General features: G+C 40.5%; 20 protein-coding genes. 10 read left to right on the plus strand and 10 right to left on the minus strand.

Annotated features, from left to right (window positions below; genetic code table 11):
* Positions 1-359: 359 nt before the first annotated feature.
* Positions 360-1658 carry an EstA family serine hydrolase gene (locus GO593_RS08300; protein WP_000689275.1) on the minus strand — a complete coding sequence of 433 codons (1299 nt, stop codon included), beginning with the start codon at positions 1656-1658 and terminating at the stop codon, positions 360-362.
* 212 nt (positions 1659-1870) lie between these two features.
* Here GO593_RS08300 and rpsO point away from each other — a divergent pair, with 212 nt between their 5' ends.
* The 3 genes from rpsO to GO593_RS08315 all read left to right on the plus strand — a co-directional run bounded on the left by rpsO (position 1871) and on the right by GO593_RS08315 (position 5781).
* Positions 1871-2140 (plus strand): 30S ribosomal protein S15, encoded by a 270-nt coding sequence (gene rpsO / locus GO593_RS08305; protein WP_001229357.1) that lies wholly within the window; start codon positions 1871-1873, stop codon positions 2138-2140.
* Positions 2141-2397: 257 nt separating this feature from the next.
* The gene (gene pnp / locus GO593_RS08310) at positions 2398-4485 is read left to right on the plus strand and encodes a polyribonucleotide nucleotidyltransferase (protein WP_001985790.1); all 2088 of its coding nucleotides are present in this window, start codon (positions 2398-2400) and stop codon (positions 4483-4485) included.
* Between the two features lie 84 nt (positions 4486-4569).
* Positions 4570-5781, plus strand: a complete 1212-nt coding sequence (locus tag GO593_RS08315) for a magnesium transporter CorA family protein (protein ID WP_001198549.1) — start codon at positions 4570-4572, stop codon at positions 5779-5781.
* A 246-nt stretch (positions 5782-6027) separates the two neighbouring features.
* On the opposite strand, the gene GO593_RS08320 is transcribed toward GO593_RS08315, so the two are convergent.
* From GO593_RS08320 to GO593_RS08345, 6 genes are all read right to left on the minus strand, one after another.
* Entirely contained in the window at positions 6028-6357 is a 330-nt protein-coding gene (locus GO593_RS08320; RefSeq protein ID WP_000207459.1) for a chaperone modulator CbpM, read from the minus strand.
* A gap of 11 nt (positions 6358-6368) precedes the next feature.
* The gene (locus tag GO593_RS08325) at positions 6369-7325 is read right to left on the minus strand and encodes a DnaJ C-terminal domain-containing protein (RefSeq protein ID WP_001107918.1); all 957 of its coding nucleotides are present in this window, start codon (positions 7323-7325) and stop codon (positions 6369-6371) included.
* A 150-nt stretch (positions 7326-7475) separates the two neighbouring features.
* Complete coding sequence (locus tag GO593_RS08330) at positions 7476-8087, minus strand: LysE family translocator (protein ID WP_001105726.1); 612 nt, start codon at positions 8085-8087, stop codon at positions 7476-7478.
* Between the two features lie 137 nt (positions 8088-8224).
* A complete protein-coding gene (gene hslO, locus GO593_RS08335; RefSeq protein ID WP_001281765.1) occupies positions 8225-9100 on the minus strand; it encodes an Hsp33 family molecular chaperone HslO in 876 nt (291 codons plus the stop codon).
* Between the two features lie 165 nt (positions 9101-9265).
* Positions 9266-11107 carry a monovalent cation:proton antiporter-2 (CPA2) family protein gene (locus GO593_RS08340; RefSeq protein ID WP_000008979.1) on the minus strand — a complete coding sequence of 614 codons (1842 nt, stop codon included), beginning with the start codon at positions 11105-11107 and terminating at the stop codon, positions 9266-9268.
* Between the two features lie 76 nt (positions 11108-11183).
* Positions 11184-13412 (minus strand): primosomal protein N', encoded by a 2229-nt coding sequence (locus tag GO593_RS08345; protein ID WP_000156661.1) that lies wholly within the window; start codon positions 13410-13412, stop codon positions 11184-11186.
* A 148-nt stretch (positions 13413-13560) separates the two neighbouring features.
* Here GO593_RS08345 and gspF point away from each other — a divergent pair, with 148 nt between their 5' ends.
* From gspF to GO593_RS08365, 4 genes are all read left to right on the plus strand, one after another.
* A complete protein-coding gene (gene gspF / locus GO593_RS08350) occupies positions 13561-14766 on the plus strand; it encodes a type II secretion system inner membrane protein GspF (protein ID WP_001112089.1) in 1206 nt (401 codons plus the stop codon).
* Positions 14767-14789: 23 nt separating this feature from the next.
* Positions 14790-15371, plus strand: coding sequence for a type II secretion system major pseudopilin GspG (gene gspG, locus GO593_RS08355; protein ID WP_000865306.1), 582 nt, complete (start codon positions 14790-14792; stop codon positions 15369-15371).
* A gap of 267 nt (positions 15372-15638) precedes the next feature.
* Positions 15639-15983 (plus strand): hypothetical protein, encoded by a 345-nt coding sequence (locus GO593_RS08360; protein ID WP_000643174.1) that lies wholly within the window; start codon positions 15639-15641, stop codon positions 15981-15983.
* A 145-nt stretch (positions 15984-16128) separates the two neighbouring features.
* The gene (locus tag GO593_RS08365; RefSeq protein ID WP_000434938.1) at positions 16129-16467 is read left to right on the plus strand and encodes a tRNA-binding protein; all 339 of its coding nucleotides are present in this window, start codon (positions 16129-16131) and stop codon (positions 16465-16467) included.
* A 1-nt stretch (position 16468) separates the two neighbouring features.
* Here GO593_RS08365 and lnt read toward each other — a convergent pair whose 3' ends face one another.
* Positions 16469-18028, minus strand: coding sequence for an apolipoprotein N-acyltransferase (gene lnt / locus GO593_RS08370; protein WP_001203085.1), 1560 nt, complete (start codon positions 18026-18028; stop codon positions 16469-16471).
* Positions 18025-18864: an HlyC/CorC family transporter gene (locus GO593_RS08375; protein WP_001154809.1), complete on the minus strand. Its 840-nt coding sequence runs from the start codon at positions 18862-18864 to the stop codon at positions 18025-18027. The genes lnt and GO593_RS08375 overlap by 4 nt, the downstream gene beginning before the upstream one ends.
* A gap of 184 nt (positions 18865-19048) precedes the next feature.
* Between GO593_RS08375 and tusA the strand changes: the two genes are divergently transcribed.
* A complete protein-coding gene (gene tusA, locus GO593_RS08380) occupies positions 19049-19306 on the plus strand; it encodes a sulfurtransferase TusA (protein ID WP_000003406.1) in 258 nt (85 codons plus the stop codon).
* 95 nt (positions 19307-19401) lie between these two features.
* Here tusA and GO593_RS08385 read toward each other — a convergent pair whose 3' ends face one another.
* On the minus strand, positions 19402-21114 hold the full coding sequence (locus GO593_RS08385) for an electron transfer flavoprotein-ubiquinone oxidoreductase (protein ID WP_000400008.1): 1713 nt from the start codon (positions 21112-21114) through the stop codon (positions 19402-19404).
* Between the two features lie 186 nt (positions 21115-21300).
* Between GO593_RS08385 and GO593_RS08390 the strand changes: the two genes are divergently transcribed.
* Together GO593_RS08390 and murI are read left to right on the plus strand one after the other, a co-directional pair.
* A complete protein-coding gene (locus GO593_RS08390; RefSeq protein WP_000248027.1) occupies positions 21301-21912 on the plus strand; it encodes a DUF1285 domain-containing protein in 612 nt (203 codons plus the stop codon).
* A 48-nt stretch (positions 21913-21960) separates the two neighbouring features.
* Positions 21961-22827, plus strand: a complete 867-nt coding sequence (gene murI / locus GO593_RS08395; RefSeq protein WP_000125347.1) for a glutamate racemase — start codon at positions 21961-21963, stop codon at positions 22825-22827.
* The last annotated feature ends 13 nt before the right edge of the window (positions 22828-22840 follow it).

Below are 22840 nucleotides of genomic sequence, written 5' to 3' on the forward strand. Positions count from 1 at the left end.
TTTGTAATATGATTCTTAAATAAGCATTTTTCGCGTGAATTGTTAAGTTAAATGTTATACAGAACCGTATGTTATTTAGCATTTACAGATAAACGATAAATATTAGACAGACCTGTACGTTTTCGCTTACATGATGATAAGAAAAATACTACTTTTCTTCATAATTGGATATGACAAAATACATCCCATAAGGAAATAGAACTAAAACAACGGAAGTGAGTAAAACGAGAAGAAGGATGTGGAAAGCATCTCACACATAACAATAAGAACAGCGATAAACACGATAAACAACAACTACAGCGCCAAAAACCCAAGCAGAAATGCTTGGGTTTTTTATTTTGTCGCTAGGTTGATTTTAGCTATACCAGATCGGTTTCATGTGAATCACTACCAAATAGTGAACGGCGTTGATCTCTAGGAATTCGTGGACATTGAGTCGAAATTTGATAAAGCAGATTAGCTAGGGCAGGAAGGTGGGTACCGACCACAGATTTGCCAGTGGTTAACAAAGAAACGCTGATATCACGTTCTGGGTCGGCCCAACACAAAATATTGGAAAAACCGAGGTGACCAAAAGCTTGTCCAGTCATTGGACCAAATAAGCCTACCGGATTACTGCCTAGCATTGGTCCTAAGGCGTAGCGCATCGGTATTAATAAAGTTCGGTCAATGTTAACTCCTGTGGTAGGGAGTGTTGCTCTAAAAATTGTTTTCTCGCTTAAAATTTGTTTGCCTTGGTAGCTTCCCCCACTTAAAAGCATTTCAAAGAAGCGTCCAGCTTGTTCTGCACTGGTATAAATATTACCAGCGGGACAGATGGTATCCATAAAGCGGCTATCATTAGTGACATCTACAGCGAGTTGTAAGCCTCCACCTAGTACATGATTGAGATAATGATCTGTTCCTAAGCGAGGATGTAAACCTGTTGCACAATTAAGAGCAACTTCAGCACGATATTCTGGTTTTAAGCCATAGTTAAAATAGGGCATGTCCATCGGTTTCTCGATGGTCTCATGCACGAATTTGCGAAGGTCTTGCCCTGTAACCCGTTCAATAATTTCTCCCAAGATATAACCTGCCGTTACTGCATGATAGGCGAGGTGATTTCCTGCTGGAGAAACAGGTCTTGCTGCGTATAAGCGCCTTAAAATTTCATCTTTATCAAAAAGCAGTTCAGGTGTGACATCTCCATCAACATAAGGAATGCCTCCACGATGAGATAATAAATGAAAGATTGTCGCGCGGCGCTTTCCGTTCACCCCATACTCGGGAATATAATAGCTCACCGGGTCAAGTAAGTTGATTTCGCCTTTTTCATCTAAAAGATGAATTAACATGGCAGTAATCATCTTGGATGCTGAAAATAGACAAACGGGAGTGTCTGGCGTTGCGATGAGTGCATTCTCTTGCAGACCAGCCGGCGAGTTTCCTTGAGCATAGCCAATGCTTCGATTTAATAAAATTTTCCCCTGTCGACGTAAGCAAAAAGTAATGAGCGGATAGTTTCCGGTTTTATAGAGTGACTCAATACTTTTCCAGATTTTTTGAACTTGCTGTTCACTCATTCCACCTAGTTCGGCAGGTACTTCATCTTTGTGATGAATGACCGATTCAAGGTCATTCGGTACCGGACAGGTATTGGTCGAAAATATTTTCACACGTCCCTCGCGTTTCTTTCTTTTTATTCAAGGCCAAGTGTGCAGGGTTAAGGGGCTGATGTCAGTGTCTAAAATGACAGGTAACAGAAAACTATTTTGCAATCCATATATAGATACCTTAAAATAGGCAACTTGCTGTAGTGATGCACGGCAGTCAGTTGCGCTCAACTGATTCATATCATTTTATTTTTTAAGCATCTCGGAGAAATCGAATGGCTTTAACTAATGCAGACCGCGCAGAGATCATTGCTAAATTTGCTCGCGCTGAAAACGACACTGGTTCACCAGAAGTACAAGTAGCTTTATTGACTGCTCAAATCAATGATTTACAAGGTCACTTCAAAGCTCACAAACACGACCACCACAGCCGTCGCGGTTTGATCCGTATGGTTAACCAGCGTCGTAAATTGCTTGACTACTTAAATGGTAAAGACCACGAGCGTTACACTGCTTTGATCGGTGCTTTAGGTCTACGTCGTTAATTCGATTTTGCTTTGTTTTCGGTTTATCGCATGTTGCTATGCTTTGTTTCTGAAAAGAAAGTTTCGTCTAATAAAACATTAGGCGATTTATAGAAGGGGCGCTTGTGCGCTCCTTCTTTGCGTTTAATATTATTTAAAATTTTTGGTCTAGTGTGATGGCTTCTAAGCTTTGTCATTTACCTACCGATAGTTGTAGCCTGAATGCCAAACCTTAGGGGTCTCACTAGAATAAAATTAGGAAAATACAATACATGTCAATGTTTAACATCGTTCGTAAAGAATTCCAATTCGGTCAGCATCAAGTCGTTTTAGAAACGGGTCGCGTTGCACGTCAAGCAAATACAGTTTTAATCACAATGGGTGGTGTAACTGTATTGGTAGCAGTAGTTGCTGCTCCAACAGCAAAAGCTGGTCAGGATTTCTTCCCTTTAACAGTTAACTATCAAGAAAAACAATATGCAGCAGGTCGTATCCCTGGTGGATATGGTAAGCGTGAAGGTCGTGCTTCAGAAGCTGAAACTTTAATTTCACGTCTTATTGACCGTCCAATTCGTCCATTGTTCCCAGAAGGTTACTACAACGAAATTCAGGTAACTGCAACTGTGGTTTCTTCTGACAAAACGATGGAAGCTGATATTGCAGCAATGTTAGGTACTTCTGCTGCGTTGGCAATTGCAGGTACTCCATTCCGTGGTCCAATCGGTGCTGCACGTGTTGGTTTAATCAACGGCGAATATGTTTTAAACCCGAATTTTGAGCAAATGGCTCAGTCTGACCTTGACCTTGTGGTTGCTGGTACAGAGTCTGCTGTATTGATGGTTGAATCTGAAGCGAAAGAACTTTCAGAAGACCAAATGTTAGGTGCGGTTCTTTTTGGTCATGACGAAATGCAAATTGCAATTCAAGCGATCAATGAATTTGCAGCTGCTGCTGGTGCGAAACCATCTGACTGGGTTGCTCCTGCACACAACGAAGAATTACGTGCAAAATTAAAAGAAGCATTTGAAGCAAAAATTTCAGAAGCTTATACCATTGCAGTAAAACAAGATCGTTATGCAGCATTAGATGCACTTCATGCTGAAGCTGTTGCTCAATTCGTTCCTGAAGAAGATGTAGACGGTATTGCTGACGAAGTAGACTACTTATTTGAAGATCTTAAATACCGTACCGTACGTGACAACATTTTATCTGGTAAACCACGTATTGATGGCCGTGACACCAAAACTGTTCGTGCGTTAGATGTACAAGTGGGCGTACTTGAGCGTGCACACGGTTCTGCATTATTTACACGTGGTGAAACTCAGGCGTTAGTAACAACGACTTTGGGTAATACTCGTGATGCATTAATGGTTGATACTCTTGCTGGTACTAAAACTGACAACTTCATGTTGCACTACAACTTCCCTGCTTACTCAGTAGGTGAAACAGGTCGTGAATCTGGTCCTAAGCGTCGTGAAATTGGTCATGGTCGTTTAGCGCGTCGTGGTGTTCAAGCAGTTCTTCCTGCAGCTGACCGCTTCCCGTACGTTATTCGTATTGTATCTGACATTACTGAATCTAACGGTTCATCTTCAATGGCTTCTGTATGTGGTGCGTCATTATCACTTATGGATGCAGGTGTTCCGCTTAAAGCACCAGTAGCTGGTATCGCAATGGGCTTAGTGAAAGAAGGCGAGCGTTTCGCAGTACTTTCTGACATTTTAGGTGACGAAGACCACCTTGGTGACATGGACTTTAAAGTAGCAGGTTCTGCAAACGGTATTACTGCACTTCAAATGGACATCAAGATCGAAGGTATTACTGAAGAAATTATGGAAGTTGCATTAAACCAAGCATTTGCTGGTCGTATGCATATCCTTAATGAAATGAACAAAGTAATTTCACGTGCTCGTCCTGAAATTTCAATGCATGCTCCAACATTCGAAGTGATTACAATTAATCCGGATAAAATCCGTGATGTAATTGGTAAAGGTGGTGCAACAATCCGTCAAATCACTGAAGAAACTAAAGCTGCTATTGATATTGAAGATAACGGTACAGTTCGCGTATTTGGTGAAACTAAAGCTGCTGCTAAAGCTGCAATTGCGAAAATTCAAGCAATTACTGCTGAAGTTGAACCAGGTAAGATCTACGACGGTAAAGTAATTCGTATTGTAGAATTCGGTGCGTTTGTAAACATCATGCCGGGTACTGATGGTCTTCTTCATATTTCGCAAATCTCTAATGAGCGTATTGCGAACGTAACTGATGTTCTTAAAGAAGGTCAGGAAGTAAAAGTACAGGTTCAAGACGTTGATAACCGTGGTCGTATCAAATTGACTATGAAAGATATTGAGCAAGCATAATTGCTTAACTCACTAAAAAAGTCCGCTTGATGCGGGCTTTTTTTATGGCATGATGCAAGTAATACACCAATAGATCGACATAGTATGCAGGTTTATTATTTTTATCGTCATCAAAACGACGGCTATGTTTTTTTAAGCCGTGAAAAGCACACTGAACATATTCTGGAGTTTTTCTGGATTGATAGTGTGAGATCGGATGTTGTGAGCCAGAATGAAGAATGGCAACAAAAAATTCAGCAACTTGCAGATGTATCCATTAATGAGTTTCATATGCGAGATATTGCGAATATCGAACATCCTTGTGCATTTGATACGCTTGAAGAATACGACCTGCTTATTTTTAGAAAACTCGTAACGCCGGATGATGAAATTAAAAATGGCGAATCACATGAGAGTGTATTTGGTTTAGCCACCACACCAATCAGTTTTATTTTTACGCCTAAAGTACTTATTAGCGTACGTGAGCAGGGCAACAAGTCGATTGAAAACTATATTCAGCGTCTTGAAAATATTTTATGTAAAACTCTCGAAGAGCAAAATAAAACCCGTAAGCTGCCTAATTCACCTGTAGATCTGTGTTTACGTCTGCTCAATAGTATGGTGGATGGTTATCTTGATATTCGTTCACCTTTGACCAGAAGGGTCGAGCATTGGCAACAACAGCTATTACAAGGGAATCGGCGGTTTAAACAGTGGCATCAATTGTTTCATGAAAATATGGCCTTTCAGCAGGTCGAAAATTTATGTGAAGAACAAATTGAAACCTTACAAGAGTTTCGTGATGAAATTGTAGAAAACTATCATCATGTTATTGGTGAGAAGACGCATAGTTCTCAAGACCTTTTATTAGTGCGTCTAAATGATTTAATGAGTCATGTCGAACGTATTCAAAAACATACCTTGCGTTTACGTAGTGCGATTCAATCGGCAATAGATTTGCATTTCTCGGCAATTGCTAACCAGACCAATGAGAACATGCGTATTCTTGCCATTATTACTGCTGTGTTTGCGCCTCTTACGCTTTTAACGGGTATTTATGGAATGAACTTTGAGTTTATTCCCGGGCTTAAATCACCAGTAGGTTTTTGGATTATGCTTGGGGTTATGCTGCTCAGTACCATTTTATTGCTCTACTATTTTTATAGACAGCATTTGGTGGGGCGTGGTGAAAAAAGTGTGATTGATTTACTGGCGCAGCAGCATCGCCAAGATCGTATGAACTTGTTTTGGTTTTTGGAATATGAACCGATTAAGCAGACTTTAAAGGAAGTGGAAAAGATTACTCGGTTGAAGTAAATTTTTATTTCTGCACGACTGGGTCTCGCTAACTTGTTATTTAATATAGTCATTAACCTTCGGTTCGACCTACTTTTGTTTCGGCAAAAGTAGGCAAAACCATTACCATCTGCAAAACCTGTTCAATACCTATTTTTAAATAACAGTATTACAAAACCATTATCTGATTGATACCACGCAGGTTGCAGATGGCTTTCTCGACTATCAGATTTCAACTAGGGTTTTATGCTGTATTAATGCTATTCCTCAATGAAAATGCTTCAACTGTTTTCTAAGTTGTTGCACTTCATCAATCAAATCTAACATCACCGCAACAGCTGCAAGGCTTGCGTCAAAGTCACGTTGCAAACGATATGCTTTACGAGCGCGGATAACATCTTCACCCATAAACTGATGTTTTTCAGGTGGTGTATCAATCGCTAAAATATCGTACTCAATGAGCTGGAGAATCCAGTCAGGGCTTTGACCACAGGCTTGAGCAAACTGTTGCAAGTCAAATGTACATTGTTCATCAACGACTTCAGCACTAAAGGTGTGGCCGTCACATACAATTTCTCGATAATGGATGGTTGTCATGATCTTGCTCCCTAATGAGATGAACGAGGTTCGAATGAAGCAAAGGCTTCTGCCAATTGCTGATAGGCTTCTTTTTCTTTTTCAGAATGCGCCGGTGGGAATACAATATTTAAAATTAAATAAAGATGGCCTGGCGTTTTATTTGGTATCCCTTTGTCTTTTAAACGTAGCTGTTGTCCTTGTTTTGCATTTTTAGGTAAATTGACGTGTAAAGGTCCCGCAGGTGTTTTTACTTCAATGCCTTGCCCTAATGCGGCTTCCCATGGTGCTACATCTACAGTCAAATATACATCACTGCCTTCGACATGCACACGATCTGTATCTTTATATTGAATCTCGATATAAAGATCGCCATTGGCACCACCATTAATACCACTTTGTCCTTGTCCACTTAGGCGAATTTGCTGACCTTCTTTCATGCCTTTAGGTATTTTTACCTGTAAGGTTTTTCGTTGTACCTCTGGTTCACCATAAGCATTGATGGTTGGAATTTGCAGTGTGATATGTTGTGTTGATCCATGGTAAGCAATATCAAGATCGACCTCTATGCTGGCATGCTGGTCTTCACCTCGATAACTACGTTGTTGTCTTTGATATTGCTGTTGTCCACCGCCAAAGCCTGTACCAAAGCGTCCAAATAAGTCTTCAAAGCCACTAAAGTCTGCTTGCTCACCGCCTGTAAAACCTTGACGATAAAATCTGGCACCATCGAAACCACCTTGAGCTGCCCCTTGACCAAAACCATTAAAACCTTGTGGATGGTCTAACATTTGGTCGTATTCAGCTTTTTTCTCAGGGTTGCTTAGGGTATCGTAGGCAACATTAATTGCCTGCATCTTTTCTTCTGCATCTTTTTCTTTGCTGATGTCGGGATGATATTTACGAGCTAATTTCCGATACGCTTTTTTAATTTCATCAGCTGAGGCTTCTCGTTTAACCCCTAATTCTTCATAATAATTTTTGGCCATAATGTTTTATCACGATGGTGTTGTTTATTTCATTATGAAACGATTTTTAAAGCTTTCAATGAGCTAGATTGTATAAGAGTTGTTCTCGTGCGAAATAGGGTGAGCAAAATAAAAGAGACATAGAGAGGTGAGAGCTATGCCTCTCATTGTTTAAGTGAATGTCTGATATAAACCGTAAACGGCAATAACTAACAGTAATAGACCGCATAAACCGAGGATCTTCGGGTATAAATGGCTGTTCGAGAGGCGGCGGAAAAATATATAGACTAAAGATAGCGTTAAAAAGTCTAAAACTATCCATGTCAGCGTAAGAATAGTTAAACTTAAATCTAGATGAGGTGAAATAGAAACAAATTGCGGAAAGAAAGCTGAAAAGAAAATAATATCTTTAGGGTTTGAAATACCCACTAAAAAGCCTTTTTTAAAACCACCATTTTGAGCAGAAACGGTTTGAATTGCTTCAGGATGAGGAGCTTGAATGACTTCTTTGAGAATACTAAAACCCAAATAACCAATATATAGGCAGCCTAAAACACGAATAATATTTAAATAGTTTTCATTAATACCCAATACGCCTTTAAGTACGAGTACTGAAATAAAAATTAAAACGAGAGAGGCAAGGTTTGTACCAAAAATGGTTTCCAGTGCTTTTTTATAACCACCTTTAAGTCCGGCACTTGCCACTAAAATCATGACAGGGCCAGGGGTCGCAATCATAATAATGACACTAAAAATAAAGAGAAAATAATCAAAATAATTCATGAGATATAAGCATCTTATTTATTGGGTTATCAAGTAAGCTCATATTAACTGATTTAAAATAACATGCTGAAAATTATCATCAAAAAATTATAGATAAATAAAAAGGCGGATTGCCCGCCTTTTTATAAAGTAAGTAATTAACTCAAATGTTCACCAAACAGACCCAGTGCCTCTTCAGCAGTGAACTCATAACGGGTGTTACAGAACTGGCAATCCATTTGAATCGGGTTTTGTGCTTCCAATGTTTCATGAACAGCATCAACACCAATTTGAATGAGGGCTTTGGCACAGCGTTCTTTAGAACAAGTACAACCAAATTTTAAGTGTTCAACTTCTGGTAAACGTACTTCTTCTTCGTTATAAAGACGATACAAAATCTCATTTGCTGAAAGCTCTGTCAGTTCTTCTGACTTAAGCGTTTCAGTTAGCATGGTTAAACGTGGCCATAAATCTTCATCAACCAGTTTTTGCTCTTCCTCATCATGACGAGGTAATAACTGAATGAGCAAACCACCTGAGCGCTGTGCGGTGCTTGCCAGTACAATTCGGGTTGGAATTTGTGCAGACAAGTCATAGTACTGCATTAAACAGCCTGCTAAATTTGCTTGATCAAGAGGTACAATCCCTTGATAACGCTCACCATGCTCAGGTTCGATATTAATAAATAAAACAGGGTTAACCAAAGCCGCTAAAACAGTGCTGCTATCTGTTGCTTCACCAAAACGTGGATCTGTTTCGTAGTCTGCTAAAGCACGAACTTCACCTAAATGGTTACATTCTGCCATAGCCCATTTGAAAGAGCCGTTAGCCTGGATTTGCAAGCTGATACGACCTTTGATTTTTAAAGTACTCGCAAGTAATGCTGTAGCGCTCAACATCTCGCCTAATAGAATTTGAACCGCAGGCATGTAGTCGCGTTGAGCTAAAATAGTTTTTAATGCTTCTTCTAGATGAACCACTTCACCGCGAACAGGAAAGTCCTCTATATAAAAGCGTTGGCGTAAATCAGACATAATATTCTCCAGGGCCCTAAGCAGATTATAACAATTTCGGTTTAATCAGGCTTAGGGAATGCAGCGAAGCTGCAAGCAGGACAACGGCAACTCTTGTACCGATTGTCGCAATCATTTAGGCAATGTGAATAAGTCCTTAATATAGCCATTTTGCGAAATCTCAAGTTATTCTTCGTGATCTCGTGTAATGTCGATACGATTTGGTTGTAAATGACGCTTTAAGTTAACGTCGTGCTTCGATGTGGCTTGTTGAGCATCGCTTTCAAATAGGTGTTCAAGTTCTGCCAGAGCATTACGATGGGTTTCAAAAACCTTTTGTTCATCGGTATAAATGCTTTGCTGCTGTATGAGTAATTTCTCATCATAATCCCGAAAGATTTCGATATTGTTATAAGCTTGTTCATCGGAAATACCGAGTTCGCGTAAAGCACGATAAGCCATACCTAATGATGATAAATAGGTTTCACGCCAAATATGTTCAACACCTAAGTCTCTTAACAGGTGCACATGGTGGCGGTCACGAGCACGAGCCAGTAATTTTAGGTTTGGATAGTTCAATCTAAGATGACGTGCGACATTCATAGAATCTTCGACATCATCAATTGCCAAAATAAATACTTTCGCTTTTTCAATCCCTGCTGAGCGGAGTAAGTCAGGCTGAGTGACATCACCATAATAGAGCTTACCGCCGTAACGTCGAACAAAGTCCACTTGATGAAGATTGTTATCGATGGCAGTAAAGCCTAAATGCTGTAAGCGGGCAATACGCGCAATAATTTGTCCAAAGCGCCCAAAACCGGCAATGATAATTGGATTATCTTGCTGAGGAATCTCATCATATTCAGGTGGCAATTCTTTATGAAAAAGGGGAATGATCTTACAGGCCATGATCCAGTAAATCACTGGGGTAAGGACCATTGATAAGGTCACAATCAACGTGACAGGCTCTAATAAGGCATCCGTTAAAATCTTTTCACTTTTTGCTAGGCTCAAAATTACAAAAGCGAATTCACCGCCTTGAGCCAAGCAAGTCCCGAGTAACAAACTATTGTTCCAACTATACTTTTTATAGCGGGCAATGGCAGTTAAAACGAGGGTTTTGATGACGAGTAGGCCGATTGCTCCACCAATAATGAGCCAAGGCATTTCAATCAGTAACGACAATTGTGTCGTCATGCCTACGGTCATAAAGAATAAGCCAAGTAATAGCCCTTTAAACGGGGCAATACTCGCTTCAAGCTCATGACGGAATTCTGAGTCGGCCAAAAGTACGCCAGTGAGGAAAGCACCTAATGTTGTACTAATGCCTAAAGTGTCCATCAGTAACACAACGGCAAGAATAATAAATAACCCTACAGCCGTAATCAGTTCAGTCGCACCACTCTTGGCGACAAAACGGAAAAATGGGCGCATGACATAACGGCTAAATAGGAACAAACCAGTAAACGTCGCGATAATGGCTGCAAAATAAGCAATACCATGATGGGTAGATTCGGTTCCTGCCAGAAGAGGAATCACCGCAAGTAATGGAATTGCTGCAATGTCTTGGAAAAGCAAGATTGAAAAAGATTGCTGACCATAGGTGGTATTGAGTTGTTGTTTCTCAGTCAGAAGCTGTAATACAAAGGCCGTAGAAGACAGCGCAAGCGCAAAACCAATCACAAAGCTGGCAGCGAGGTGTTGTTGAAATAGCAGTAATACGGTGAGCATGAGAATTATGCCCGTAATCACGACTTGTAAACTTCCCATCACAAATATGGAGTCACGCATTTCCCACAAACGTTGCGGGCGGAGCTCTAGACCAATCAGGAACATAAGTAAAATGACCCCAAATTCAGCCAACTCCATAATGGCCTCAGGGTCATGGGCAATATTTAACACACTCGGGCCAAGAAGTATGCCCGTAAATAAATAACCTAAAACTGTTGCAATCCCTAGGCGTTTGCCCAAAGGGACTAAAATCAGAGATGCTCCAAGAAAAATAGTTGCTTGCAGTAGGAATGACATTCATTGCCCCGAATGTATTGATCTTTTTTAAGTGTAAAGGGAAAAAGTGTTCTTCACACCATGATATTCAAATCGTCTAACTAAATTCTTGCGGGTCAACATCAATTGAGAGTCTGAGTTGATGCTGTCTTGGTGCATGGACCAACTGAGCCCACCATTGTCTTAAGTAAAAATGCAGACGAGCGCGGTCAGCAGACAAAATCACCATATGTGCGCGGTAACGTCCTGCTTTACGTTCCATTGGCGCTGGAATTGGTCCCCAGATATCAACAATATCACCTGCTATTTGGCGAAGTTGCTCGGCAGCTTCATTTAAAAAATGCAAGGTATAGTCGCGATCTTTCGATTCAGCGCGTATAAGTACGGCATAGCGATAAGGCGGCAGTAATGCAACTTTACGCTCAGCCAATGTTTGTTTCGCGACTGCCCGATAATCTTTTTCGATGAGTGTGGTGAGTAAAGGATGATCTGGCCTTAATGTTTGTAAATAAACATGACCTTTGTGTTCTCCACGACCTGCACGACCAGCCACTTGTACAATCAATTGAGCAGTACGTTCTGGCGCCCGAATATCGACACTCAATAAACCTGCATCGATGTCTAAAATAGCAACCAGAGTCACATGCGGAAAATGGTGACCTTTTGCCAACATTTGCGTACCGAGCAAAATCGAAGGTTTATTTTGTTGAATGCGATCATAAATTTTTTGCCAGCTACCGACTCGGCTGGTGCTGTCACGATCGACCCGAATCACATCATGATCTGGGAATAATTCTTGTAAATGCTCTTCAACCTTGGCTGTGCCAGCACCTAAAGTTTTGAGGCTCTTTTGCTGACATTCAGGGCAGTGGTCTGGCAGGCGATGAACGGTGCCACAGTGGTGGCAATGTAAGTAAGAATAAGGCTGAGTGTGCAACGTAAAATGTGCATCACAATGAGGACAATTCGCTTGCCAACCACAACTTTCACAGACCAGAACAGGTGCATAACCACGTCGGTTTAAGAAAATTAAAACCTGTTCTTTTCTTGCCAGGGTATTTTTAATCTGTTCGATTAAAGGCTGACTAATACCATGCTGTTTTTTGACAATTTTAAGATCAATCAAATGCATTTTTGGTAAAAGCGCATGGCCTGCACGTTGGTTCAGCTGAAGCGCAGTTAACTTGCCAGTTTCGACTAAGTGATAACTGTCAATGCTTGGGGTTGCCGAACCTAAAAGAACAGGACAGCCTTGTAAATGTCCTCGATAAAGCGCGACATCACGAGCATGGTAACGGAAACCTTCTTGTTGTTTATAAGACAGGTCGTGTTCTTCATCTAAAATGATCAGGCCCAAACGTGGCAGCGGGGTATAAATGGCTGAACGTGTTCCTAAAATAATAGAGGCCTTTCCAGTCTGTGCTTGTTGCCAGGCTTGTAGGCGTTTAGAGTCATTTAACCCCGAATGTAATAAAGCAATGTCGCAGTTAAAACGAGACTTAAAGCGCGAAATAGTTTGAGGGGTTAAACCAATTTCAGGAACTAATACCAGTACTTGCTTACCTTGCTTTAGCACTTCATGCATGATGTGCAAATAAACTTCAGTTTTACCACTTCCGGTTAAACCATCCAACAAAAACGCTTGATATTGATGCTGTGCATTAAGGACGTGCTGAGTGGCCTTCTTTTGGTCTTCATTGAGCGTGAGTGGCATTTGCGCCAATTGCACAGGGGATGGACTAAAGTCATGAGGCTCAAGCGTACAGTCTACGAGACCTTTCTTTTGTAGTGCTTTAAGTGTTGCAGTTTCTACACCACTTAAATTGAGAATATTTTCAGTGGTTCCGGCAGGATGTAATTTTAAAATTTGATAAGCATCTTGCTGTTTGATTGAGCGTTTTAATAAAGCTTCGGCATTGTCACATGGAATGATTTTCCATAGATGAAATAAAACATCCATGGGTTTGCCCTGACGCAATAACGCAGGTAAAGCAGTCTGCATCACCTCGCCAATCGGAAATTGGTAATATTGTGCTGACCATGTCAATAAATTTAAAACTTGTTCATCTAAAATAGGCTCATCATCTAAAAGTTCAGAAATGGCCTTAAGCTGAAAGTTACCTGTAAATGTTTCTTGTGGGTCAACTTTTTCAGTAATGATACCAATCAGGTTTTGCCGTCCAAATGAAATTGCGACGCGTGAACCTACTTGAGCCCGTTCATATTGTGCTTTGGTGAGTGTATAGTCAAAAGTGTCGTACAGATGCACAGGTACGGCAACACGCACACGATAAACAACTGAATCAGGCTTTGGCGTTATGGTCATAGAGGCTCATTTCGTCAATTTTAAAAAACGGCATAGCGTCGTGAAGAGGACTTGGGTATTCTACACAGGCTATAGAATGAATATGAATGATTGCGTAGCATAGATGCAACAGCAGCGACTATTATTTTTGGAAAATTAGAACATTACCATGCCTGCATATCAATTTACTGCTATTGATGCTTCAGGGAAGCAGCAAAAGGGGGTGCTTGAAGGAGACTCGGCACGTCAGATTCGCCAACAATTACGCGATAAAGCATGGACTCCGATTAGCGTTGACCCGGTTGAACAAAAAGATAAGCATCAAAGCCACGGATTATTCCAAAAAAAGTTTAGTGCTTACGATTTGGCGCTCATGACCAGACAGCTTTCGGTTTTGGTTGCTGCTGCAATTCCTTTAGAAGAAGCTCTCCGCGCCGTGAGCAGACAAAGTGAAAAAGCGCATGTGCAAAATCTTTTACTCTCAGTTCGTTCAAAAGTATTAGAAGGGCATTCACTCGCACAAGGTATGCAACAGTCCGGGCGTTTTCCTGATCTTTATATTGCAACGGTTGCTGCAGGTGAGCGTTCGGGGCATTTAGATCTCATTTTAGATCAGCTATCAGACTACACCGAGAACCGTTTTGCCATGCAAAAGAAAGTTCAAGGTGCCATGATTTACCCAATCATTTTAATGCTGATGTCTTTCGGTATTGTGATGGGATTAATGACTTATGTGGTCCCAGAGATTGTAAAAACCTTCGATCAAAGCAAAGATGCCTTACCATGGATTACAGTTGCTTTAATGAAAGCGAGTGATTTTATCCGTCATGCATGGGTATTTATTATTCTTTTTGCAATTGTAGGGGTGGTAGCTTTTGTCCGTTTTTTAAAAACTACTGCGGGACATTATGCTTTTGATCGATTAACACTCAAATTGCCATTATTCGGTAAACTATCACGTGGTATTAATGCTGCGCGCTTTGCCAGTACTTTATCTATTTTGACTCGTTCAGGCGTGCCATTGGTAGATGCCTTAAAGATTGGTGCTGCTGTGACCAATAACTGGGTCATCCGTGATTCAATTTCCCAAGCGGCTGAACGTGTTACCGAAGGCGGTAACCTCGGTACGCAACTGGAGCGCAGTGGTTATTTCCCACCAATGATGGTACAAATGATTCGAAGTGGTGAGGCATCAGGTGAGCTTGACCGTATGCTTGAACGTGCGTCGACCATGCAAGACCGCGAGGTGACGACATTTATTTCAACCTTATTAGCATTACTTGAACCGCTAATGCTAGTTTTAATGGCAAGCATCGTACTGGTTATTGTAATTGCGGTTATGCTGCCAATCGTAAATATGAACAATATGATTTAATAACTTTGATATTAGAGATAATGATGAAAGTAAAAAATATTCAAAGCGAAACAGCGATGAAACAACATAGTGAATCTGTGGTTTCAAATCAGTTTGAACCAACGTGCCATTCCGAGCATAGCTCTATATCAGATGTTTGCTCTTCAAGTGCTTTCGGACTTGCGACACGTTCGAACCGTGCTCGAATGAAACGTGCCTCAGGCTTTACCCTTATTGAAGTTATGGTCGTGATTGTAATCTTAGGCGTGTTGGCTGCTTTAATCGTACCGAACGTCATGGGCCGTAGTGAAAAAGCTAAAATTGATACGACTCAAATTACCTTGAAAGGGGTTGCGGGTGCCTTAGATCAATACAAGCTCGATAATGGGCATTTCCCAACCATGCAAGAAGGTGGTTTAGATGCGCTTATTAATCAACCTGCTACAGCAAAAAACTGGATGCCGGGTGGTTATGTGAAAGGTGGTTATCCTAAAGATAGCTGGAAAAATGATATCCAATATGTCGTACCTGGAAAAGACGGCCATCCTTTTGATCTATATTCATTTGGCGCAGATGGTAAAGAAGGTGGTGAAGGTAACGATGCCGATATTTATTATCAGCCTTAATTAAAATGTAAGAGAGATTATCGATTCGGTTAATAAGATAAAACGATAATCCGAATTGATAATCTTTCTTAATCATAAAAAATATAATAATGCATTGAAAATAAATTAAAAAAGTTAATATCTAAATTTGAGATTTAAAATAAGAATTATTCCCATATTTAATAGTTACAAGAAAGTTAAAATATAAGAGAAAATAAGCTATATATTTAAATAAAAGCTTTGCATAATAAATAAAAAGCACTTTATTCAATGAATGGGAGAGATTAAATGAAAGCATTTCTCGTACTTGATGAGCTGAATCAGTTTCATTGGGCGATGCTTAAATCTGTCCTATTGATTTTAGCATTATTACCCATTGCTGAAGTTTCATTAAAGCTATGGTTGAGTACTGAGGGAAGTAGCCAAATCATGATTGGTTTCTTTGCCTTAAGTATTGTAAGCGCTTGGTTAATGGTGAGCTTCTTTACCGCATTAAAAACGAGTGTATGGCAAACTAAACAGATGGCTTCTAAATACGAACAATTGCTTTTTAAAGCTTATCGTTATGTGCCGATGGTTTTTTTATCGAGTTTAGTTGCTTATTTATCTTTGCAATTATCGATTGCTTTTTAATCTTATTTTAAAACCGAATTTTTAAATAAAACGTAGACTCAACATCTACGTTTTATTTTTTTAACTGGACTTAAAACAGGGTGTTTCTTCATTTGTACATATTATATGCTTCAAATCAGCAATTTAAGAAGATGAGAAATATGAAATGGAACAAATCGAGTGGAATGACTTTTTAAAAGTAGAACTGCGCGTTGGTAAAATTATTCAAGCTGAGGTTTTTGAAAAGGCGCGAAAACCTGCCTATATTTTGCATGTAGATTTTGGTGAAGAATTGGGTGTACGTAAATCGAGTGCACAGATTACTAAACTTTATCAACCGCAGGATTTGATTGGTAAATTAGTTGTTGCGGTAGTGAATTTCCCTAAGAAACAAATTGGTCCTATCCAATCGGAATGTTTGGTGACGGGGTTTCATAATGCAGATGGGGACGTAGCACTTTGTATCCCAGAGTTTGAAGTACCTCTGGGTACAAAGTTATTATAATTTAGCGACGTGATTTGTAAGACACGTCTACTTTACGTGGACGATAGATCCAACCTAAAACCAGCAGTAATACTGCAAATCCTAAAATTGGATAATCACCTAGACGGTTATAGAGAGTTTGACCTTGCATGGCTGGTAAATCGCCTCTCAAGACAAACTCTTTATCAATCGGTGCTTGTTCGGTGATATGACCATTTTGATCAATAAATGCTGTTACACCTGTGTTAGTTGCACGAATAAACCAGCGACCATTTTCTTTCGCACGCATCTGCACCATTTGTAAATGTTGCCAAGGCCCAGCAGTACCCGTAAACCAAGCATCATTCGATACAGTAACCAAGAAGTCGCTGTCTTCTGCATTACGTCTTGTCAGGTTCGGATAAGCCACTTCATAACAAATTGCAGCAGCAAGTGCATGCCCTTTAATTAAGAGGGGTTTCTGGTCACTCTCACCACGTGTAAAACCGCTCATGCTGATATCATTTTGCATGGCTGGTAACACCCAAGAGAGTAAACCTGAAAGAGGGATGTATTCACCAAATGGAACAAGACGTTGCTTTTTATAGAGTCCGCTTGAATCACTGCCAGAAGCCATAATACTGTTGTAATACAGCGGGCTACCAACTTGATGTGATTTCGCAACATCCCAATAAGGAATGCCCGTTACCCAAGCAGTATGGTTCTTTTTCGCTTGTGCATCCATTGCATCCAAAAACGGTTCAATGTCGGTTTGGAAGAGCGGAATTGATGATTCAGGCCATACAATGAGGTCACGGCCCCATTCAGATTGAGTCAAACCAGCATAAATTTCTAATGTTCTAACTTGATATTCGGTTAGCCATTTTAAATCTTGTGGAATGTTACCTTGAATGAGCGAAACGCTAAGCGGTTTGGTAGCTTTAGGTTGTACAAACTGAATATATGTTGCTCCCCATGCACCCAAAACCAATAGGGCAGCAGGGATAACCCAGAAAATACGCTTACGTAGAACTTCAACTAAAGCACATGCTAATACAATGACTACAAAGGAAATTGCATAAATACCAAATAGCGGCGCATAACCATCGAGTAAACGTTCAGTAAAAGCATAACCTACAAACAACCAAGGGAAACCAGTAAATACCCAAGTTTTAGCCCATTCGAAAACAATCCAGAGAGGGGCGAAAGTTAGCGGTGTTTCAGGGAAGAAGCGTCGATAAACCCATGTCTGAAATGCTGTAAATAAGCCCATTACAAGGGCCATAACAGCAATCATACATACGCTTAGAAAAGCATTGGTATCGCCATATACATGGATCGACGTATAGAGCCAGAAAGCCCCTACAAACCATAAACCAAAACCATAACTCCAGCCAATTGCAAATGCTTGTTTGGCTGAGCGGTTATGCAATGTCGCATAGAGTAGGGCAGGAGACAAAATTGCCAGCCACCACCAATAATAAGGTGCCAGTGCAAAACTGAACATGGCACCTGAAAATAAAGCAATGAGCAATGGAAAAATTAAAGGAAGCTGTTTTTGTTGTTGCGAAGAATCTAACAGCTTTTCAAAGTATGCTCTCATTGACGTACAGCTCGAATCAGATGAATAGTGCGGGCATCTGCTTCAACAATCGTAAATAACCAATTTCCAAGCTCAACAGTCTGACCTTGTAAATCACTAACTAGACCAATTTCTTGAAGCAATAAACCGCCGACAGTTTCTACTTCATCGTCAGAAAAATCAGCATCTAAAACAGTGTTGAAGTGTTCAATTGGTGTAAGTGCCTGCACCATCCATGCATTCGCTATTGTATGGTCGTTATCTGGAACAATGTACTGTGCATCTTCATCCGCAGTATCATGTTCGTCTTCAATTTCACCAACGATCTCTTCAAGAATATCTTCAAGCGTAACCAGTCCCGCTGTTGATCCATATTCATCAATCACAATCGCGATATGGGTCTGGGTATGTTTGAGCATACGAAGAACTTGATCTGAACGTGCGCTTTCAGGCACAAATAATGGCTGGCGCATAAGCGAGCCAATATCTAATTTAGTATTTGGTTCAGTCAAAAATGGTAGTAAATCTTTTGCCAGTAAAATACCAACAACATTATCAGGCTGGTCAGCTGAGAAAACTGGAAAACGTGAGTGAGCAGACTCAACCAATACGTGAAGAATATCAAGTAACTGATCATCTTCTTGCATACTGATCATTGCTGTTCGTGGCGTCATAACTTCACGAATTTTTGTAGCAGGAAGGTCAAGAACACCTTCAAGCATGGCAACAGTATCAGGTTCTAAAAAACGACGTGAATTTTGGACTAGTTTTAATAATTCATCTCGGGTTTCTGGCGCTGTACCTAACCACTTTCGTAAGCCTCGCATTCCCCACGACGGACTCGGTTCCTCTTGCATGATCTTTCCTAAAGACTCAATGTATCAAATGAATACACTGATCATACCGAAGAAAAAGCCCTTATGCATCTATAAAACAAAGTAAAAGACAAAACACATATTGTTATGTAAACACCAGTTACAGTTCATAAGACAGTGATGGGTTTATGCTAAAATGTGAAAATTCTATTTGTTCGAGTTTGTTATGTCAGAACAACCTATTTCACCTACTGTACAACTTAATACGCGTGGTTTACGTTGTCCGGAACCTGTCATGATGTTGCATCAGGCGATTCGCAAAGCAAAATCAGGAGATGTTGTTGAAGTGTTGGCGACTGACCCTTCGACTTCTTGGGATATCCCTAAGTTTTGTATGCATTTGGGACATGAACTCCTATTAAAAGAAGAAGTTCTAGATGAGCAGAACCATAAAGAATACCGTTATCTGGTACAGAAAGGGTAAGGTTGTTCGATATGTAAATGAATAAAAAGCCCCGAATAATCGGGGCTTTTTGTTATATCTTAGGATATGAGCCGCAGCTAAAGCGGCGCAAGGAATTACATGTTAGGGTAATTCGGACCACCGCCGCCCTCAGGTGTTACCCAAGTAATATTTTGAGATGGGTCTTTAATATCACAGGTCTTACAGTGAACACAGTTCGCTGCGTTAATCTGGAAGCGTTTAGAGCCGTCATCATTTTCCATGATTTCGTAAACACCAGCAGGGCAGTAGCGCTGTGCAGGCTCATCCCATTTCGGTAAGTTTACGTTCACTGGAATTGAAGGATCAGTAAGCTTCAAGTGAGCTGGCTGGTTTTCTTCGTGTACAGTGTTTGAGATAAACACAGAAGATAAACGGTCAAATGTCAGTTTGCCATCTGGTTTTGGATAAGTTGGCTTGAAGCTCGTTGCATCAACAGTTTTCAATACAGCGAAGTCTTGTTTCAAGTCATGTAAAGTGAATGGTACTTTAAAGACGTTTTGGTCAATAAAGTTAAATGCACCACCAATCCATTGACCAAATTTATGCATTGCAGGGCCAAAGTTACGAGCGTTATAAAGCTCTTCTTTTAACCAGCTGTTGTTAAATTTGTCTGTGTAAGAAGTTAATTCTTTAACGAATAAATCTTCGCCTTCGGTTACACGGGCAACCGCAAGATCACCACCTTTTTCAACTCCGGCAGCAATTGCTTCAAATACCGCTTCACCACATAACATGCCTGATTTCATGGCAGTGTGTGAACCTTTGATTTTCGCAAAGTTTAAGAAACCTGCATCATCACCAATTAAGCAACCACCTGGGAAAGTCAATTTAGGTAAAGAGTTGAAACCGCCTTTCACTACAGCACGTGCGCCGTAAGAAATACGTTTACCACCTTCTAAATACTGTTTGATGAGTGGGTGAGTTTTCCAGCGCTGCATTTCCATGAATGGGTACATGTGTGGATTTTCATAAGACAAGTCCACAATCATACCCAAAGTCACTTGATTGTTTTCAGCGTGGTATAACCACCAACCACCAGAAGAACCAGTTTCAGACAATGGCCAACCAGCACCGTGCATCACTAGACCCGGTTTATGTTTTGCTGGGTCAATTTCCCAAAGTTCTTTAATCCCGATCCCGTAATGTTGTGGATCTGCATCTTTATCAAGATTATATTTTGCAATTAGGCGTTTACCTAAGTGGCCACGGCAGCCTTCAGCAAAGAGAGTGTATTTGGCGTGAAGTTCATAACCCGGAGTAAAGTTATGTGTAGGCTCGCCATCTTTACCAATACCCATGTCACCAGTTTGAATACCTTTTACAGTACCATCTTCATGGTAAAGCACTTCAGATGCAGCAAAGCCAGGGAAGATAGAAACTTCTAATTCTTCAGCTTTTTGACCTAACCAGCGAACAACGTTACCTAGCGAGATAACATAGTTACCATCATTGTGCATGGTTTTAGGAACCATCCAGTGAGGTGCTTCTTTAGAGGTAGTTTCTGAAAGCAAGAAGAATGTTTTGTCTTCAGTTACAGGTACGTTAAGAGGCGCGCCTTCTTCTTTCCAGTTCGGGAAAAGTTCATTAATAGCACGCGGTTCAAGTACAGCACCAGATAAGATATGCGCACCTACTTCAGAGCCTTTTTCAACTACACAAACTGAAAGATCGGGTAAGTTATTTTCAATCGCTAATTGACGGATCTTAATCGCAGCAGATAGACCTGCAGGTCCTGCACCTACGATGACAACGTCAAACTCCATCGATTCACGTTCGATGTGTTCCATGTAGGACTCCTCAATACTTAAAGGTGGCAACCGTAATGTCAGATCATCCGGTGCTGCCGTGAGTGTTTTAATCCATAGGCGCAAATATGCTATTGTGCCTTTTATCGTTTGGGCTAGTATAGTTTTAAACCATGATCTAGCCAATTGGCTGAGTCGTCATATTTTTTCGTCAGCAAGGCATAAACTATGGTAAATCAAAATAATTCCCCATCGGATATGGGAAAAATACCGTTATCTGATGATAAAAACTTAATGAACATTGCACAATACTTAAAAGGTGTACAGCAAAGTCACAAAAGGTCAATCCCACCTTTAGAGCAATGGCATCCAAAGCATTGCGGTAAAATGGATTTAACGGTGAAAGCCAATGGAGAATGGTGGCACGAAGGTCAATTAATCAAGCGCCAAGCCCTATTGGATTTGTTTACCAAAGTCCTATGGAAAGAAGAGGGTAAATTCTACCTGAAAACCCCTGTAGAACAAATTGAAATCGAAGTTGAAGATGAACCTTTATTAGTCAATCAGGTAGATCAGATTGAAATTTCAGGTGATGATTTTCTACAACTGACGACGACCAATCAGGATGTGATTTTAGTTGATGCAGAACACCCGATTTTTATGCGGGAATATGCAGGGGAGTTGCGTCCTTATGTCCATGTTCGATTTGGTATTAATGCGCTTATTCAACGTCAGGCTTTCTATCATCTCGTGAACTATGGAACACTGGTCGAAAATGATAAAGGCGAAACCATTTTGCAGTTAAAAAGTGGTAATTTGCACTTGCAATTAGGCACTTGAGGTTTAAGCTTTATAGAGTGAAATTTTCCGACACTCTCTAGTACTGCCATGACAGCCATACAGCCTTTATTTACTGAATTAGAACCTATGCCTAAAGCATTAGCAGATGCCCCAATTGGTATTTTTGATTCAGGTATTGGAGGTATGTCGGTTGCAGCAGAAATTGCCAAATATTTGCCAAACGAACGTATTGTATATTATGCAGATACAGCCTATGTTCCGTATGGTCCTCGCTCTGATGAAGAAATCAGGGAACTGACCGCTCGTGCCGTCGACTGGTTATATCGTCAGGGCTGTAAAATTGCGGTCGTAGCTTGTAATACTGCTTCCGCATTTAGCCTTGATCATTTACGAGAACATTATGGCGAACATTTCCCGATTGTTGGCTTGGTACCGGCACTAAAACCTGCCGTATTACAAACTCGTTCTAAAGTAGTTGCAGTACTGGCAACACCAGCTACTTTTCGTGGACAACTCATTAAAGATGTTGTCGAAAAGTTTGCTGTTCCGGCGGGTGTTAAAGTGATGACTCTAACGAGTTTAGAGCTTGTCCCATGTGTAGAAGCAGGGCAGCAAATGAGCCCTGTTTGTTTAAATGCATTAAGAGAAGTTTTACAACCTGCAGTTGAGCAAGGCGCGGACTATTTGGTACTTGGTTGTACGCACTATCCGTTTTTAAATGAAGCTATTCATCATCTTTTTGATAACCAATTCACACTGGTTGATTCGGGTTTGGCAGTTGCCCGACAAACAGCCCGTATTTTAATAAAAAATGAGTTATTATGTGACCAAACGCGTCAGAATGTTGCACGTATTGAATGTTATGTAAGTGGTAATAATGCAGATGCATTACAACCTGTTTTACAAAATATGATTCCACAAGAATTGACATGGACGCTGCACAATCTGAGTTGAGCTCTACTGTAAG

The organism is Acinetobacter baumannii (assembly GCF_009759685.1).
GTDB lineage: Bacteria > Pseudomonadota > Gammaproteobacteria > Pseudomonadales > Moraxellaceae > Acinetobacter > Acinetobacter baumannii.